The sequence below is a fragment of the Phycisphaerales bacterium AB-hyl4 genome, assembly GCA_041821185.1.
In the GTDB taxonomy this organism is placed as follows: domain Bacteria; phylum Planctomycetota; class Phycisphaerae; order Phycisphaerales; family Phycisphaeraceae; genus Natronomicrosphaera; species Natronomicrosphaera hydrolytica.
In genome coordinates this window covers 419401-435073 of sequence record JBGUBD010000001.1, presented here as the reverse complement: position 1 = coordinate 435073, position 15673 = coordinate 419401, and the positions used below count along the sequence as shown (strand labels likewise).

The following is a 15673-nucleotide window of genomic DNA, read 5'->3' as shown; positions in this document are numbered from 1 at the left end:
GGTTGATCTGCCCGCCCCTGACGGATTGACGCCCAGGCGGGCAAGCGTTCATGCGAAACAACAACCGAGCGTCGTGCACGCCGGCCGACCCCTCGGCCACGCCGACGCTTCGCCAACCGCGGCCGACGGTGCCCATTCCCGCGTCGTCGCCGATTCGAACGGATAGATACCTTGGCCAAAATGAAAGTTGATCCACGCTTTATTCAGGACGTGGGGCCGGCCATCTTCACCGGCACCGAGTTGCTGGTGAAAGGTGCGCTCGAAACCATCGGCGGCGTCCACCTGCTCACCGGTTATCCCGGCTCGCCTGTCGCAGGCTTCTTCGACACCACGCAGAAGATCGCACCGCTCCTGTCCGCGCATGGCATCGTCGGCAAGATGGCGTCGAACGAAGCCCTCTCCGTTGCCATGGTCAACGGCGCGCAAATGATCGAGGCCCGCGCAATCACCTGCTTCAAGTCCGTCGGCCTGCATGTGGCTTCCGATGCGCTGGCGCTGGGCGTGCTCGCGGGCACGCGCGGCGACTCCGGAGGGCTGATCATCTGCGGCGACGACCCGTGGTCCGACTCGACACAAGTGCCCGCCGACTCGCGCTACATGGCCGAGACCGTGCGGATGCCGATCATCGAGCCCTGCTGCCCGCAGGAAGTCAAAGACTGGATCGACCTCGCCTTCAAACTCGGGCAGGCGGGCAAGATCTACATCGGCTACTCGATGACCGTCACCACCGCCGACGGCGGCGGGACCGTGCACTGTCGGCCGAACCAGTACCCGGTCGTTAACGAACAGCAGAAAAAGACGCTCTCTTACACGAAGGACATCGAGCCGAACCTCGACCAGACCGTGCTGTTGCCGCCGCGTTCGTGGCAGCGCGAAATCGGCATGGACGAGCGTCACAATGCGGTGAAGGAAGCGGCCCGCAAGCTGGGCATCAACCGCATCGTCAACAAGCCGCACAAGGGCGAAACCGCACCGATGGGCTTCATCGCCTATGGCGTGGGCTACGCCTACCTCGCGCATGCGCTGGAGGAGATGGGCCTCGCCGGTCGGCTGCCGATCCTCAAACTCGGCATGGCGTACCCGGTGGACGAGCAACTCGTCGCCGAGTTCGCCCAGCAATGCAAGCAGATTGTTGTCGTCGAAGAGCGTCGCGGCTTCGTTGAACGCCAGGTGGTCGAAGCGCTGCACAGCCTTCGCCAGTCGGGAACGATGGACGTTGAGGTCTATGGCAAGAAATTCCCCAACGGCTTGCCGGGCATTCCGAGCACGCGCGGGCTGAACCCGTCGCTGCTGATTGAACGCCTCGTTCCGCTGCTGCGTGATCACACCGGCCTGCCCAGCGAGATGACCAACGGCAACCTCAGCCGACAGGTCGAGCGCATCGAAGCGACCGGCAAGGTGGACATCAACCTGCCGCTGCGCACGCCGACGTTCTGCCCCGGCTGCCCTCACCGCGACTCGTCGAGCGTGTTGCTGGAACTGCGGCAGGACCTGCTCGACCCGGAATACATGCTGCGCGTGCACAAGCGCAAGCCGGTCGATCTGGTGGCGCATGGCGACACGGGTTGTTACACGATGCTGATGTTCGAGCCGACCAAGCCGCTGATGCACAACTACAGCGGCATGGGCCTCGGCGGGGCGACCGGCATGGGCGTCGACCCGTTTATCGACAACAAGCAGCTTGTGTTCATGGGGGACGGCACGTTCTATCACTCGGGCCAGGTCGCCATCAGCCAGTCGATCTACAACGGCCAGGACATCACCTACATCATCCTGGACAACAAGACGACCGCGATGACCGGCCATCAGGGCCACGCCGGCGTCGAACTCGACCTCACCGGCAAGGTGATGAACCCGCTGGACATCGAGCGAATCGTCAAGGGCATGGTGCCCAGTCATCTGAAGCGGGATGTTCGCATTGTCCGCATCAGCCCGGAGGATCGCGACCGTTATCGCAAGATGATGGAGCAGACGCTGCTCGCCGACGGGGTGAAGATCGTGATCGCCGACAAGGAATGCGGCATCACGTACAACCGCCGGGCGAAGCGTGCCGAGCGTGAGGTCGTGCGTCAGAAGGGCTACGTGCCGAAGAAGACGCACATGAACGTGTCGACGGAGGTCTGCGAGTTCTGCCTTGAGTGCACGAACCAGACGGGCTGTCCGGGCTTGAAGGTGGTTGACACGGACTATGGGCCGAAGATTCAGACCGACTTTTCGTGGTGTGTGAACGACGGCGCGTGCCAACGGATTCACGCGTGCCCGAGTTTTGAGGAGGTGACGATCCTCCGCAAACAGCCGGAGCGCATGGGCGACGAGCACGTTCGCCTCAGCGACTTGCCCGAGCCGGCCCGCCCGATTCACGCGGACCAGGACACGTGGCGATGCTACCTCACCGGCGTCGGCGGCATGGGCATCGGCACGGCCACGAGCATCCTCGTCCTCGCCGGCCACGAGATGGGCTATGAAGTCCAGTTCGTCGACAAGAAGGGCTTGGCCATCCGCAACGGCGGCGTGTTCAGCCAACTCGTCTACAGCAGACAGCAGTCGACCGATGCCAACGGTCAAAACGCCAACGGCAACGGCGCTGCCAACGCGAAACATGAATCGCGAAATCCGAAACTCACCACCGCGTTGATTCCCTACGGCAAGGCGGACCTGCTCATCGGCGTTGATCTGCTCGAAGCCGCTCGCGCGCTGGACCCGCGCCAGCCGTACCGCGTCGCGTCGGTCGATCACACGACAGCCGTGGTCAACACCGCCAAGACGCCGACCATTCTCACGCTCATGGGGCGAGATGACTTCAAGATCGCCGACCTTGAGAAGGCCATCCGCAAGCACACCAAGGCGCAGCAGTACGTGTCGTTCAACGTCGGCGACCTTTGCGAGCGTGTGCTGGATACCAAGCTATATGCCAACATCATGATGCTTGGCATTGCGTTCCAGAAGGGCTACCTGCCGTTGAAGCAGGAAGCGATCGAGAAGGCGATCCGCACGATCACGCGCGACCAGGCCGACCGGAATATCCGTGCCTTTAACATCGGCCGCAAGATCGCCGTGCGACCCGACCTGTTCGTGGTGGAGCATCAGCACGAGGTGGAGTCGGCCCGCAAGTGTCTCCGCCGCAAGGTCAACACGCTGCGTGCGTGGTATGGCGGGAAGCGCGGCGAGCGCATTGCCCGGCAGTATCGCGTGCTCATGCGTCGCACCTTCCGCGCGACGCGCGGCATGCGCGTTGACGACGAGATGATGCGCGACGTGATCATCCGCGCCTACGACTGCGTGATCTGGGGCGGCATCGACTACGCGAGGCAGTATTGTCATCGTCTCGTTGAAGTCTTTCACAAGGATTCACACGAGCATGACTATGCCGTGACGCGGGCGGTGGTGTGGAATCTCGCGAAGGTGATGTTGATCAAGGACGAGGTTTATGTCGCGGCGATGCTGACCTCGCCGGAGAAATACCGGAAGGATCGTCGGCGGTTCAATGTGAACCCCGAGCGTGGCGATCGGATTTTGTACAAGCATCACAATCGGCCGGAGTTTGAAATCTTCGGCCGTACGGTCCGCTTCGAGTGGAAGAGCCGTGACTGGCAACTCCGGTTGATGTCCGGCTGCTCGTTCCTGCGCAAGGTGCTGCCGCAATGGCACGCTCGCGAGCGCGCGTTCCGCGACTGGTATATCGATCTGGTCGACCGCCTCGCGTGGGACGGCCAGCGTGATTACCATCGCTGGGTGGCGGTGATGAGCACGCCTGCAAGCGCGACCGGCTATCGCGAGGTGCGCTACCCGAAGATGGAGGCGGCCAAGCGACGGGCCGAGCAATTGCTCGCGATGGACCCTGAGACGTTCGACCCTGCCGACCTGCCGGCGCCGCGCAATCACGACGGCTCGATTCGGCTGCCCGTGCTCAGCGGCGCGGCATGAGCCTGGCCGGGCTGCTTTCATCAATCAGCATGTATTGCGATGGCATCGACCCCGGTCGCGGCAAATGGCCTCGGCGGGCGTGTGGGGGTATCGTGGCGAGCGTATCTTGCCAACGGCGTGTTGGTGATTGCGAGCACGGCCGGGCATGAACGCGCGGCAGGTGCTGTGATTCGCATCGCTCGACACGACGTAAAGCTCACATAATCAAATTGCGGGAGCAAATTAGCATGGACGAGGTAAGGCTGGGTGTCATCGGATGTGGCGGGATGGCTCAAGTTCACATGCGGTATTTCGATAGCATTGCCGGGCTCAAATTTACCGCGGCGGCGGATGTGGACGAGCAGTCGCTCGAAAAACTCAAGCAGCAGTATGAGGTGCGAACGTTCACCGATGGCTACGAGCTGATCAACTCCGGCGAAGTCGATGCGGTGTTCATCGCCACGCCGCATTATTTCCACCCGCCCTATACGCTCGCCGCGTTTGAAAAGGGCATCCACGTACTGACCGAAAAACCGTTAGCCGTCACCGCCAAAGCTGCGCAGGAGATGGTCGACGCGGCGGCCAAACGCCCCGAACTCGTCTTCGCCGCCATGTTCAATCAACGCGCGACACCACTCTGGCGCGAGGTCAAACGGCTTGTCGCCACCGGCGAGGTGGGCGAGCTGATGCGTGTCAGCTGGACGATCCAGAGCTGGTGTCGCACGCAGGCGTACTACGACTCGGGCGGGTGGCGCGCGACATGGAAAGGCGAGGGCGGCGGTGTGCTGATCAACCAATGCCCGCACAACCTGGATCTGCTTTGCTGGTTCGTCGGCCAACCGACGCGCGTCGCCGCGGCCCAGGTCGGCCTGGGCAAGTACCACCACATCGAGGTGGAAGACGAGGTTAATGCGCTGCTGGAGTTTGAAAACGGCGCGACCGGCACGTTCAGTACTTCCACGTCCGAGTACTCGGACATCAATCGGCTGGAGATCGTAGGCGACAACGGCACGCTCATTGCCGAGCCGGGTAAGCCCATCACGTTGATGCGTAACAATGTGCCCGTTCGCGCGTTTCTCATGGGCGACGATCGGCTCCGCGACCGGCAGGGCAAGACGCACGTGAGCATTGATCCGGAAAAAGAAGGCAACAGCCATCGTGCGATCATGGAGAACTTCATCAACGCGATCCTCCATGAGGACGAGCTGATCGCGCCCGCCGCCGAGGGTGTCTCCGGTCTTGAGTTGGGCAACGCGATGTTGCTGTCGGGCCTGAAGCAGCAGCCGGTGGATCTGCCCACGGATCGGGACGCGTTCGACGATTTTCTGTCAGGGTTGGCCGAGCGGGCGATGGCCAAGTAGCCCGATCGCCATTCAGCCTAGAGCATGCTGAAATTGTTATTGGCGAGCCTGTCGTAGCTTCCGGCGTCGGCGGTAATATCGTTGCGCCCGCCGCCAGAACGGCGATTTCAGGGCTGTTTCTGCGATAACACGGCCATGAAGAAAAATATCGCAAGTTGGCGAGGCGATGAAACTCACCTAATTGCTTTCCCGTATACTTTGAGGTGTAGGGTAGAAAAACCTGAGTCGAGGCGTGGCGCAGTGGGCGTTGGCTTTCGACCAAGGTGGGTTCGCCATGCGGAATCGGAACCGTTGGGCATGAGAGCGCCAAGCTTTCGTGCAGCGTTTATGGGTGAACAGTTTCGTCTCAAGCTATTCGTGTCAGGTCGCACCTTGCGGGTTGAGCGCGCCGTGGAGGCGATCCGCCGTATCTGTCAGGACGATCTGCAGGGCGAATGCGACCTGGAAGTGGTTGACGTGCTGGAGCATCCGGAGCTGGCCGAGCGCAATCGCATTCTTGCAACACCGACGTTGATCAAGGAATTGCCGCCGCCGCTACGGCGTGTGATCGGTGACCTGACCAGTCGCGATAAGGTGCTGGAAGGGTTGGATTTCCATATGGCGGAAATGAATGGCGAACCGAAAGGTGCGAAAGACCCGGCTGACGGCTAAGGATGGCAACGCAGGGCCCACAGACTGATGAGGGCGGTGACAGGGATTAATCATGGCTGAATCGAAATCATCAGACCTGAAGGGAACCGGGGCGAAGGGGCCGGACTCACAAAGTAATACTGATCATCGGCTGAAGACCGGCATTCCGGGGTTGGATGCATTGACGCGCGGGGGCTTGGTCCGGGGGCGTGCTGCCGTGCTTTGCGGGGCGTCCGGCACGGGCAAGACGGTCATGTGCGGGCAGTATCTGGCTGCGGGGGTCGAACAGTTCGGCGAGGCGGGGGTCTACGTTACATTCGAAGAATCGGTGGCCGACCTGCGCGAAAACCTCAGCCGGTTCGGCTGGGATGTTGCGGGCATGGAGTCGGCGAAAAAACTGCTGTTCGTGGATGCTTCGCCGCGGGCCGACGAAAACGAAGTGGTGGTCAAGGGGGATTACGACCTTGCTGCTTTGCGTGCCCGCGTGCTGTATGCCATCGAGCAGGTGCAGGCGACGCGTGTGGCGGTGGATTCGCTTGCTGCGCTGTTCATGCGGTTTCCAGACGTGGGCATCGTACGGCGGGAGTTGTTTCGCCTTACGTCGGCTTTGAACGAAGCGGGCGTCACCACGCTGATGACCACGGAGCAGTTGCCCGGCGAGTCGGACCGGTTATCGCGTTTCGGGGTGGAAGAGTTCGTCGCCGACTCGGTGATGCTGATTCGCAACGTGCCGGAGATTTCTCGCCGTCGGCGAACGCTGGAAGTGCTCAAAATGCGTGGCAGCGACCATGCCAGCGGCGCGTTTCCGTTCAGCATTTCTTCAGACGGTATTCAGACGATCCCACTGGGCACACTGAAGCTCGAGCAGCCTTCGACGGACAAGCGGATCAGCTCCGGCTGCAAAGCGCTGGACGCGATGTGCGGCGGCGGCTTTTTCCGCGATTCCGTGACGATCGTTTCCGGAGCCACCGGCACGGGCAAGACGCTCACCGCGATGCAGTTTCTCCGTGGCGCGGCGGAGCAGTCGGAGCGGGCCGTGGTTTTCGGCTACGAAGAAAGCCGACCGCAGTTGATGCGCAATGCGGAAAGCTGGGGCATCGACCTGGAAGGCATGGAAAAAGACGGGCTGGTCGAAATTCATTGCCAGTTCCCCGAATCTGGCAGTCTGGAAGATCACCTCGCCCGCGTCCGCAGTGTCATCAAGCGTTTCAAGGCACAGCGGGTTGTCGTGGACAGCATCACCGCGCTGCAACGGATCGGCAGTGTGTCGGCGTTTCGCGAATTTGCGCTCGGCCTGACCTCCATGCTCAAGGAAGCGCAAGTGGCTGGGCTATACACGTCCACCAGCGATAGCCTCTTCGGCAGCCGATCGGTAACGGAGCAGCATATTTCGACGCTGACCGATGCGATACTGCTGTTGCGTTACGTTGAATTCAAAGGCGAAATGCATCGTGGTGTGACGGTGCTCAAGATGCGTGGTTCGGCGCACGATAAGAGTATTCGTCAGTTCCGAATTACGAGCGAAGGCATGGACATTGGTGAGCCGTTCGCTGATATGGCGGGCATCCTGGCAGGCCATCTGTCGATTCTTGGCGATCAGGGGTAGTGGTGTTTCTCGGTGAAACGCCTTGGGGTCGGTTCATCACTGGGGGCAGAGGCTGGCGGTTTGTATGGCAGCGCTGTTTGCACCAAAGGATGATGGCAGTCCCGAACAGACGGTTCGCGTCCTGATCGTGGCGGAGCCTGGCTCTGATGCACGCTGGCTGGAGCCGATGCTTGCCAACGCTGAAGCGGGCATGTTTGTTGCCGAGCATGTGGATTCGCTGGACGAGGAGTTGATCGCTCACGCGCGCGACCGGTTTGACGCGGTGTTGATCGACCTGCCTTCGGGCGACCACGCTTCGCTTGAAGAAACGCTGCGTCTGACTCGGCAGGGCGGTTTTCCCCCGGTGATCGTGATCAATCACACGAATGTTCCGCTGTCGGGAGTTCATGCGGTGCATGGCGGCGTGCAGGATTATCTGCTGCGCACGAGCCTGTCGCCGGATGTGCTCGTGCGGTCGATCAGTTACGCGATCGAGCGTGATCGTCTGCGCCAACATGCGATCGCGGAGTCTGAGCGTTTTCAAGCCGTGATCAACGCGAACGCGGATGGCATGTTGGTGATTGATCAGGAAGGGGTCATCCAGTTCGCGAACCCGATGGCGGAACAGTTGCTGAATCAGCCGATCGCGAAGCTGTTGGGAACGCATTTTGGTGTTCCGGTTGTGAACGGTGAGGCGACGGAAATCGCCATTTACAGGCGCGACGGCAGCGGCGGCATCGCTGAAATGCGCGTGTCCCAGCTACGGTGGGCGGGCGAGCCGGCGGTGCTGGCGACCTTGCGCGACATCAGTGTTCGCAAGGCGATTGAGGCGGAACTGCGAAGCTATCGCCAGCAGATGCAGGCGCTCTCGGCGGAGCTTTCGCGTGTCGAGCAAAGTGAACGGCGTCGGCTGGCGCAGTTGCTGCATGACGATCTTCAGCAGTGGCTGGTGGCTGTCCGCATTCAGTTGGACATGATCAGCAAGGGCACGAACGGAACGACGGTGGCCGAGTCGGCTGGCCGAGGGCTGGAGTTGCTGGATCAGGCGATCGCCGTGTCGCGGTCGTTGACGGTGGAGTTGAGCCCGACGATGCTTTATGAGTTGGGGCTGATTTCCGCGATTCAGTGGCTCGGCCGAACAATGCAGCAGCGGCACAACCTGGCGGTCACGCTTGACGCTGAGGAATTGACTCAGCAGCCGACGGAGGAGCTGCGCACCTTTCTGTTCCAGTCGGTGCGCGAGCTGTTGTTGAATGTCGTCAAGCACGCCAACGTCGACGAGGCGAGCGTGACGATCACGTCTGACAAGAATGAGATTCAGATCGTTGTCGCCGATCGGGGCCAGGGCATGGACGTAACGCGGTCGCAACGTCGGCCGGACGAGGGCAGCTTCGGCCTGTTCAACATTCGGCAGCGACTCGAATACTGGGGCGGCTCGTTTGAGGTCGACAGTCAGCCGGGCAATGGCACGCGAACCATCATCCGCGCGCCGCTGCGAGCGCATGCGGTCGCCTCCCAGGCCGACGATGCGGAAGCGTCGACTAACCTTGCCGACAGTCCTCCTCGCAAGGCGGCGGACGCGAGTTCACGGCCGCTTCGCCTGTTGCTCGCCGACGATCACCCGAGCGTCCGTGAAGGCCTCGCGGGCCTGCTTGCGCAGTACCCCACGATTCAGATTGTGGGTGAAGCGGGCGATGGCATGGAGGCCGTCCGGCTGGTTCGCGAACTACGGCCCGATGTCGTTGTGATGGACGTTTCCATGCCCGGGATGGACGGGATCGACGCCGTGCGTTCAATCTGCAGTGAGTGGCCCGACGCGCGGCTGATCGGCTTGTCGATGTATGACGCCCCCTATGTGGAGCAGGCTATGTACGCCGCCGGCGTCGACGCGTACCTGCCCAAAGGCAGCCCCACCGACGAACTGATCTCCGCTATTTTCGGCGAGCGGCTCGGGCACGGCCATAAGAGCAGATAGATCATAACCTTGTCTGACTGCCGGTTCGCCTTTAACGGCAGTTCGGGGCATCCCCCACCCAATACAGGGGGGTTGCACCGTTCATAAGTGGCTCCTGCATCGAGTATGCTGCCTGTCAGCTCGCGGGTTGAGATCTCGTGAGCGAAATCGGTCGAGCATGAGTTTGCGTCGATCAGGCGGTGCAAACGCACCGTCGCCGGTTTCGCACCGTTGAGCTTGATTTTGAGGAGCGTGGGCGATGAATTTCCCCGGTCTGGAAGAGCGTCCTTCATGTTTGTCGACCGATCAAGGTCGTGGCAAACAGCATGTCACAGATACGGATCTGCTTGAAGCGATTCGCCAAGGTGACGCGGACGCGCTTGATGAGGTATTCAATCGCTATCGAAAAGTGGTTTACGCGATCTGCTTGCGCGTTTTGGGAAACGAGGCTGAGGCCGAAAACGTTTTGGTGGATGTTTTCACGGAGTTGTGGCGTCGGCCGGAACGCGTCGGTGTCAAGTCCAAGACCGTGTCGAGTTATCTTCTGAAGCTGGCACGAGAGCGAGCGACCGAGCAGATGCGCGACCCTTCGACATGTGAACCCGAGGCGGCTGTGGACGAGCCCCGCGATGGCGATGTGGCTGATGGCAACTCATTGAAATCGCCAGAGGCGAGTTGGATTGTCGAACGTCGCAGACAGGCTCGGCGGGCGATGGCTATGCTTCCGCCTGGGCAGCGAGTTGCCGTGCAGTACGCTTTCTTTGACGGGCTAAGCCATCACGAGATTGCCGCGCGACTGGATCTGCCTGTCTCGATTGTCAAGACGCGAGTCCATTTGGGGTTGGCACGTTTTCGCGATGAAATGATCGATCGCTGTGCGTCGCAGCCCATTGCAGGGGTGGCGCCTCATCAATCGAAGTTGGTTCCCTCCGTGGCGGGGTAGGGTAGCCATGCTTGTTTAGCAAGCGTGCTGGCCGAGCCAGTGGTTGCGTGTATTGCCCGGTGTGAATAATTGCATGGCCCACGCCTTCGTGACTGAGACCGAGCCGCGTGTTCAGCCAGCTGACAAACGTCGGCGGGTGCTCGTGACCGGTGCCGCAGGGCGTATCGGGTCCTACTTCGCCGAGCACTCGCACGCCCGCTACGACCTGACCTTGATCGATCAGCCTGGTACGGACCTTGCCACCCTCGCGTCGTATGGACGAACGGCGGAAGCGGACATCGGCAACCTCGAACAACTCAAGCAACACTTCCAGGGCATTGACACGGTTGTTCATCTCGCCGCCGGCCCGAGTCCTTCCGAAGTGTGGGAGACCGTGCTGAAGACGAACATCGTCGGCACGTATAACGTCTTCGTCGCTGCCAAGGCCGCCGACTGTCGACGCGTGGTCTTTGCGTCATCCATCCACGCGGTCTCCGCCTACCCGGTGGATGTGCAGGTTAAGCCGGACGACCCGGTGAATCCCGGCGACCTCTACGGCGTATCCAAATGCTTCGGCGAAGCCATGGCTCGCTTCATGGCGACACAGCATGGCCTCTCCGCGATCGCGATCCGCATCGGCGGGTTTCAGCCCTTGGAATCCGCTCGCGATCCCGACAAGATCGGCATGATGAACGCCTTCGTCTCTCGACGCGATCTCAACCAGCTTATCCAATGCTGCATTGACAACGAATCGCTGCGCTTTGCGATTGCGCACGGCCTATCGAAAAACGTCTTCAACCAAATGGATATCTCCGAAACCCGCGAGATGCTCGGCTACGAACCGCAAGACGACTTCAGCGAAGAAAACCCACGCCTCCAGTCGCTTCACCTCAGAGAAAACGTGCAACCGCATAGCGAGCAAGGCCATGATCAGCCGTCAGGCATCCGCGAACAGCTATAACAGCAAGCCGTGCATCGCCTATCCCACACCCAGCCAATGCAGCCCGCCTTGCAGCCAGAGCGGCATGGTCAGCAGGCTCGCGAAGGATGTGGCGATGACGACGCGAATGGCGGTCGCCGGGTCGCCGCCGTAGTGTCGCGCCATGATGATGGGAAAGACGGCGGCGGGCATGGCGGCTTCGAGCACGATCACACGTTGCAGCTCGCTTGAGCCGGAAAACATCGCGGCGGCGGCGATGAACATGATTGGCAACAGGCCGAGTCGAAGCAAGCACGCGCTGGTCATCATGCCGACGCCGTGGCGAAAGCTGGCCTGGCCGAGATGGTCCGCGATAATCGCGCCGGTCAGCAGCACCGCCAGCGGGATCGCGGCAGCGCCGAGCATGTGCAGAACCTGATGGATGAATGCGGGCACGTAGACGTAGAGGCCGAGCAGGTTCAACACGATCGCCGCGAGGATCGCCAGCAGCGGCGGGTTGAACAGGCGCTTCCACCAGTCTCGGCCGAGGTTGCCGCTGATGACAAGAATGCCGACAGTCCACAGGGCGATTTCGACGCCCATGTTATGGACAAACAGCACGCCGACCACCGCCAGACCGTCGTCAAATAGCGCGGTCGCCAGCGGGATGGGAATGTAGCCGTAGTTGTAGATACCGACGCATAGCACGAACGTTCGGCGTTGGGCACGGGTCTGCATGCCCGGCAGCCAGCGAAGAAAATGCGCGGCACCCGCAGCGACCGCGAAGCCGAGCACGATCGACAAAAAACCGACAATCGGCGGCAGGGCGAAATCCGACGGCGAAAGCAGCCGTTCGTTGCCGAGGATCACATCAAGGATCAGGCAAGGCATCAGCAGGTTGACCACCAGCCGCAGGAGCGTGTTGTCGGCTTTCTCCGTCAGCCAGTTCAACCGCCTGGTCATGAGGCCCAGGGCGGCGATGCCGAAGATCGCCAGCACCGCCGAGATCATTGTAAGCCATGCGTCCATGAGCAGGCTAAGGTAGCAGTTTTGCCCGCCGTGTTGTCGGACGAGGCGTAAAACTGTCGAAGGGGGAAAGCATCTCGCATGGCCGACGCATCACTCGCGCTGGTCAGTCGGCGTGAGCACGCGTTCGTCCTGGTGTGTGATGACGACGTGGTGGTTGTCAGCAAGCTGAATTTCGTCACGCCAATCAACACCGTCAACTTGAATGACGATGTAGCCTTGCTCCTCCTGCCAGCGAATCTGCGTCACCGTCGGTTCGGCGTCGGCCTTGACCGGCTCGATGACGGCGGCGAAACGCGTGGACTGCTTTTCATCGTGACGTACCAGCACCATCGGATCGCGATGGTCCATCGTTCCCGAAGGCCCGTCACCAGTCATCACCCAGGTGTCGTCGTCGGCGGTCATGCGAAGGTGAGTTGCAACATCATCCCCGCGAAAAACGAACTCAATCGGTTCGTCCGTGCGACCCTCACGGGTGTTGCGTAAGTATCGAAACCCATCATCTCGGCCGGTCAGGTCGAGGGCGTCTGTCGCGACATCGCTGGACACATCGTCGGCCGCGTGGTGGTAAAGCCAGTCGAAGCGACGCGGGCTATCTGCGTCCAGTGCATCGAACACAACGATGTAAGTCGGTGTCATCACCCACAGGCGACGGTGCTTGACACCTTCGTAAACCTGGTCGCTTTGCATCACCGCTGCGGCATAGGCATCGTTGGCAGCGAAATACAAAAGCTCGCCGTCGGCGGGACGCTGCGCCTGTTCGTCGACCATCACGGTGTTGTGGCTTAACGTATGGCGGTACCACTGCGTGTGGATTGGCAGTTGATACGCTTGGGCACGCATACGTCCGCGATCCAGGCCGAGTTCCTGCCCATGGGCGAACCACATGAAACTCAAGCGATCCAAGTGCGAGTGATATCCCCCGTGCGGCCCCCACACCGCAGCGCCGGCCAGGCCCGCGTCACCATTCGTGCGGAGCACGACGTGGCCCGCGGCAGGCATCACATCGCTACCTGTCGTCGTTGAAAGTTCGCCGCGCCCTTCAACCGCCTCGCTGCCATACATGACCGACAACCAGGTCGGCGTTCTGGGAAGCATGGCTCGAAACTGCTCGTCCTGCAGCGCGGCGTACGCCGGCTCGGAAAGCAGGCCGCCGCCACTGCTCATGTCGCTTAGCTTTGGATCACTTGCGTTGCCAAAACGCGGCAGCGACCCGTCAGGCATGACGTACCGCAACGGCAAGGTGTACATGCGCTTGAATCGCGGGTGATCCCAGAGATTGATCCCGAGATGTTCCGCGGACATGGCAAGCAGTACGAGCGCCTGAAGCGAGTAATGGTGATAGCTCCAGCTGCCTTCGTACCACATGCCGTCGTCGGTGATGGAAATTTCCAACTGATTCAGGAAGCCATGGGCTGGATCATTGATGGCCAGCGCGACCCATTGCTCCGCATCGTCCAGTAAGGCGCCGCCGGAGATGTACGCGGCATTATGAAAACTCTGCCAGTTGTTTTTGCCACGCTGATTTCGGCGGATGGTTTCAAGCATCGGGCGAATCAGGTTTTCGCGAATGGTGTCACTGCTATCGCTGTCCAGCGCTTCGGAAGGTCGAATCAAGTCGAACGCGGGCGCAATCTGCCGAGCCATGAAATTCGCTTCATCAAGCGTCTGGTCGTCCAGGCGTCCTCCCGCGCGTTGCGCCCACTCGCTATCCATATTTCGGCTGGCGTGGCGGTACTCATATCCTGCATAGCGTTCAGAATAGCCAAGCAAAACCTTGGCGGTATAACGGGCAAATACTTCATCTTCCGTGATCGCATACGCCCAAGCGGACCGCCACGCGTTACGCAGATTCGCAGCATGCTGACGGGCGAAAATGACATCATCGTAAGGCTCGCCGGTATAAATGTGTTCGCAATCCGGGCATTGGTGCTTCGTATCGCTGAGTGTGTTCAGCGGCACTTCGCAGTCCCGGCAGCGGTACCACATATTGTGATGGCCGCCGCGAGGTGGAAAATGAATCGGCTCGCCTTTTACGTTTCGGGCAGGCTCGATAAAGGTGGCGTCCAGTATCGTGCGTGCCTGTTCGGAATTCTGATACGCCGACCGCATTCGCTCCAGCCGATCCGGTGTGGTCGCGATCATTGGGTAACGGTCAGCGGAATCCTGCACCGGTTGGCGAACGTCCACGGGGCGAATTTGTGCTGTGGTAAAATTCATATGACTTACCATCATCCCCAGCACCAGAAACAGTGGTAGAAGGGGTTTCATGACGGCGTCTCCTGAAGTGCTGTAGTTGTTGAAGCCGCCGCTGCGCTCGATTACGAAAAGAACAGCGTGTTACGCGCGGTATCACGGCGGCGGCGTATTGTGTGGTCTTGACGTGCTTTAAGATAACGGTTCCAAACGCAGCAGGGAAGCGTCGTGTGGCATTTGGCTGGCTGGCCCGTTGTATGCAGCATATGGCTGATGCTACGTGCATCTTCAAGTCGCGGGCCGGCAGGTATCGTAAGATGATGGGCGACACCAAGGCGGCTGTGTGATGATGATGCTTATTGGAGATTGAGCGATGAGCGAGATGAATCGAGATGCGTTGCCGGACGCGGCGGGCGAACTCCCGGGCAAGCTGCCGAAGACGTTCAAAGAGTTTGTGCGAAAGTTCCCCGAACTGGGCGAGGCGCATCAGCGTGTGGGGCAGGCGGTGGAACGGCTCGGACCGATGGACGCAAAGGCGTGCTCGCTGGTGAAGATCGGCATCAGCCTGGGAGCGGGGCTGGAGTCGGCGTTGCGTTCGCATGTGCGTCGGGCGATGCAGGCGGGCGCGACGGAGCAGGAAGTCGAACAGGCGATCCTGCTGGGGATGAACACGGTGGGCTTTCCGCGAACGGTGGCGGCGTGGAGTTGGGCGCAGGTGCAGTTCGAACGCGACCGATCGGAGCGGACGGATCGAGAGGCGAGTGATGATGCAGGTGACCGTTGAGTTGATTGAAGGCCCGTTGTCTGGAGAGGGGCGCTGGGGGGGTGAACTGCCCAGCGATGTCGGCGCGGTGATTCGGTTTGAGGGCGTGGTGCGGCGGATGGAGGCGGGGCAGCGGTTGTCGGCGTTGGCGTATGAACAGTATCCGCCGATGACGGAGCGGGAGTTGCATCGGCTGGCGAGCGAGGTTGGCGAAGCGCATGGACTGCTGGCAATTCGGGTGACGCACAGCTATGGCAAGGTTCCGGTCGGGGCGGTGTCGTTTCGATTGGAGATCGCATCAGCGCATCGCGCGGAGGGGATCAAGGCGATGGATGTGTTTATCGACCGCCTGAAGCGCGAAGTGCCGTTGTGGAAGGTGGCGGTGTGGGAAGGGGAAGTTTCGAGTTCGTAGTT

11 protein-coding genes are annotated in these 15673 nt (G+C 60.9%); 9 read left to right on the top strand and 2 right to left on the bottom strand.

The features are described 5' to 3' along the window. Positions 1–180 precede the first annotated feature (180 nt). The 7 genes from ACERK3_01805 (at position 181) to ACERK3_01775 (ending at position 11316) form a co-directional block, all read left to right on the top strand. The gene (locus ACERK3_01805; protein ID MFA9477019.1) at positions 181–3924 is read left to right on the top strand and encodes a DUF6537 domain-containing protein; all 3744 of its coding nucleotides are present in this window, start codon (positions 181–183) and stop codon (positions 3922–3924) included. Positions 3925–4151: 227 nt separating this feature from the next. Continuing rightward, positions 4152–5264 carry a Gfo/Idh/MocA family protein gene (locus tag ACERK3_01800; GenBank protein MFA9477018.1) on the top strand — a complete coding sequence of 371 codons (1113 nt, stop codon included), beginning with the start codon at positions 4152–4154 and terminating at the stop codon, positions 5262–5264. A gap of 327 nt (positions 5265–5591) precedes the next feature. After that, positions 5592–5915 (top strand): circadian clock KaiB family protein, encoded by a 324-nt coding sequence (locus ACERK3_01795; protein ID MFA9477017.1) that lies wholly within the window; start codon positions 5592–5594, stop codon positions 5913–5915. Between the two features lie 52 nt (positions 5916–5967). Beyond that, positions 5968–7500: a circadian clock protein KaiC gene (gene kaiC, locus ACERK3_01790; GenBank protein MFA9477016.1), complete on the top strand. Its 1533-nt coding sequence runs from the start codon at positions 5968–5970 to the stop codon at positions 7498–7500. Positions 7501–7564: 64 nt separating this feature from the next. After that, positions 7565–9454, top strand: coding sequence for a response regulator (locus ACERK3_01785; GenBank protein ID MFA9477015.1), 1890 nt, complete (start codon positions 7565–7567; stop codon positions 9452–9454). 238 nt (positions 9455–9692) lie between these two features. Then, a complete protein-coding gene (locus tag ACERK3_01780; GenBank protein ID MFA9477014.1) occupies positions 9693–10376 on the top strand; it encodes an RNA polymerase sigma factor in 684 nt (227 codons plus the stop codon). A 73-nt stretch (positions 10377–10449) separates the two neighbouring features. Then, a complete protein-coding gene (locus ACERK3_01775) occupies positions 10450–11316 on the top strand; it encodes an NAD-dependent epimerase/dehydratase family protein (GenBank protein ID MFA9477013.1) in 867 nt (288 codons plus the stop codon). Positions 11317–11334: 18 nt separating this feature from the next. Here the strand turns inward: ACERK3_01775 and ACERK3_01770 are convergent, their stop codons facing one another. Next, the gene (locus ACERK3_01770; GenBank protein MFA9477012.1) at positions 11335–12303 is read right to left on the bottom strand and encodes an AEC family transporter; all 969 of its coding nucleotides are present in this window, start codon (positions 12301–12303) and stop codon (positions 11335–11337) included. Positions 12304–12393: 90 nt separating this feature from the next. Then, positions 12394–14520, bottom strand: coding sequence for a heparinase II/III family protein (locus ACERK3_01765; protein ID MFA9477011.1), 2127 nt, complete (start codon positions 14518–14520; stop codon positions 12394–12396). 349 nt (positions 14521–14869) lie between these two features. On the opposite strand from ACERK3_01765, the gene ACERK3_01760 reads away from it, so the two are divergent. Both ACERK3_01760 and ACERK3_01755 read left to right on the top strand, forming a co-directional pair. After that, positions 14870–15280 (top strand): carboxymuconolactone decarboxylase family protein, encoded by a 411-nt coding sequence (locus ACERK3_01760; GenBank protein ID MFA9477010.1) that lies wholly within the window; start codon positions 14870–14872, stop codon positions 15278–15280. Further along, positions 15261–15671 carry a molybdenum cofactor biosynthesis protein MoaE gene (locus ACERK3_01755; GenBank protein ID MFA9477009.1) on the top strand — a complete coding sequence of 137 codons (411 nt, stop codon included), beginning with the start codon at positions 15261–15263 and terminating at the stop codon, positions 15669–15671. The genes ACERK3_01760 and ACERK3_01755 overlap by 20 nt, the downstream gene beginning before the upstream one ends. Positions 15672–15673 lie beyond the last annotated feature (2 nt).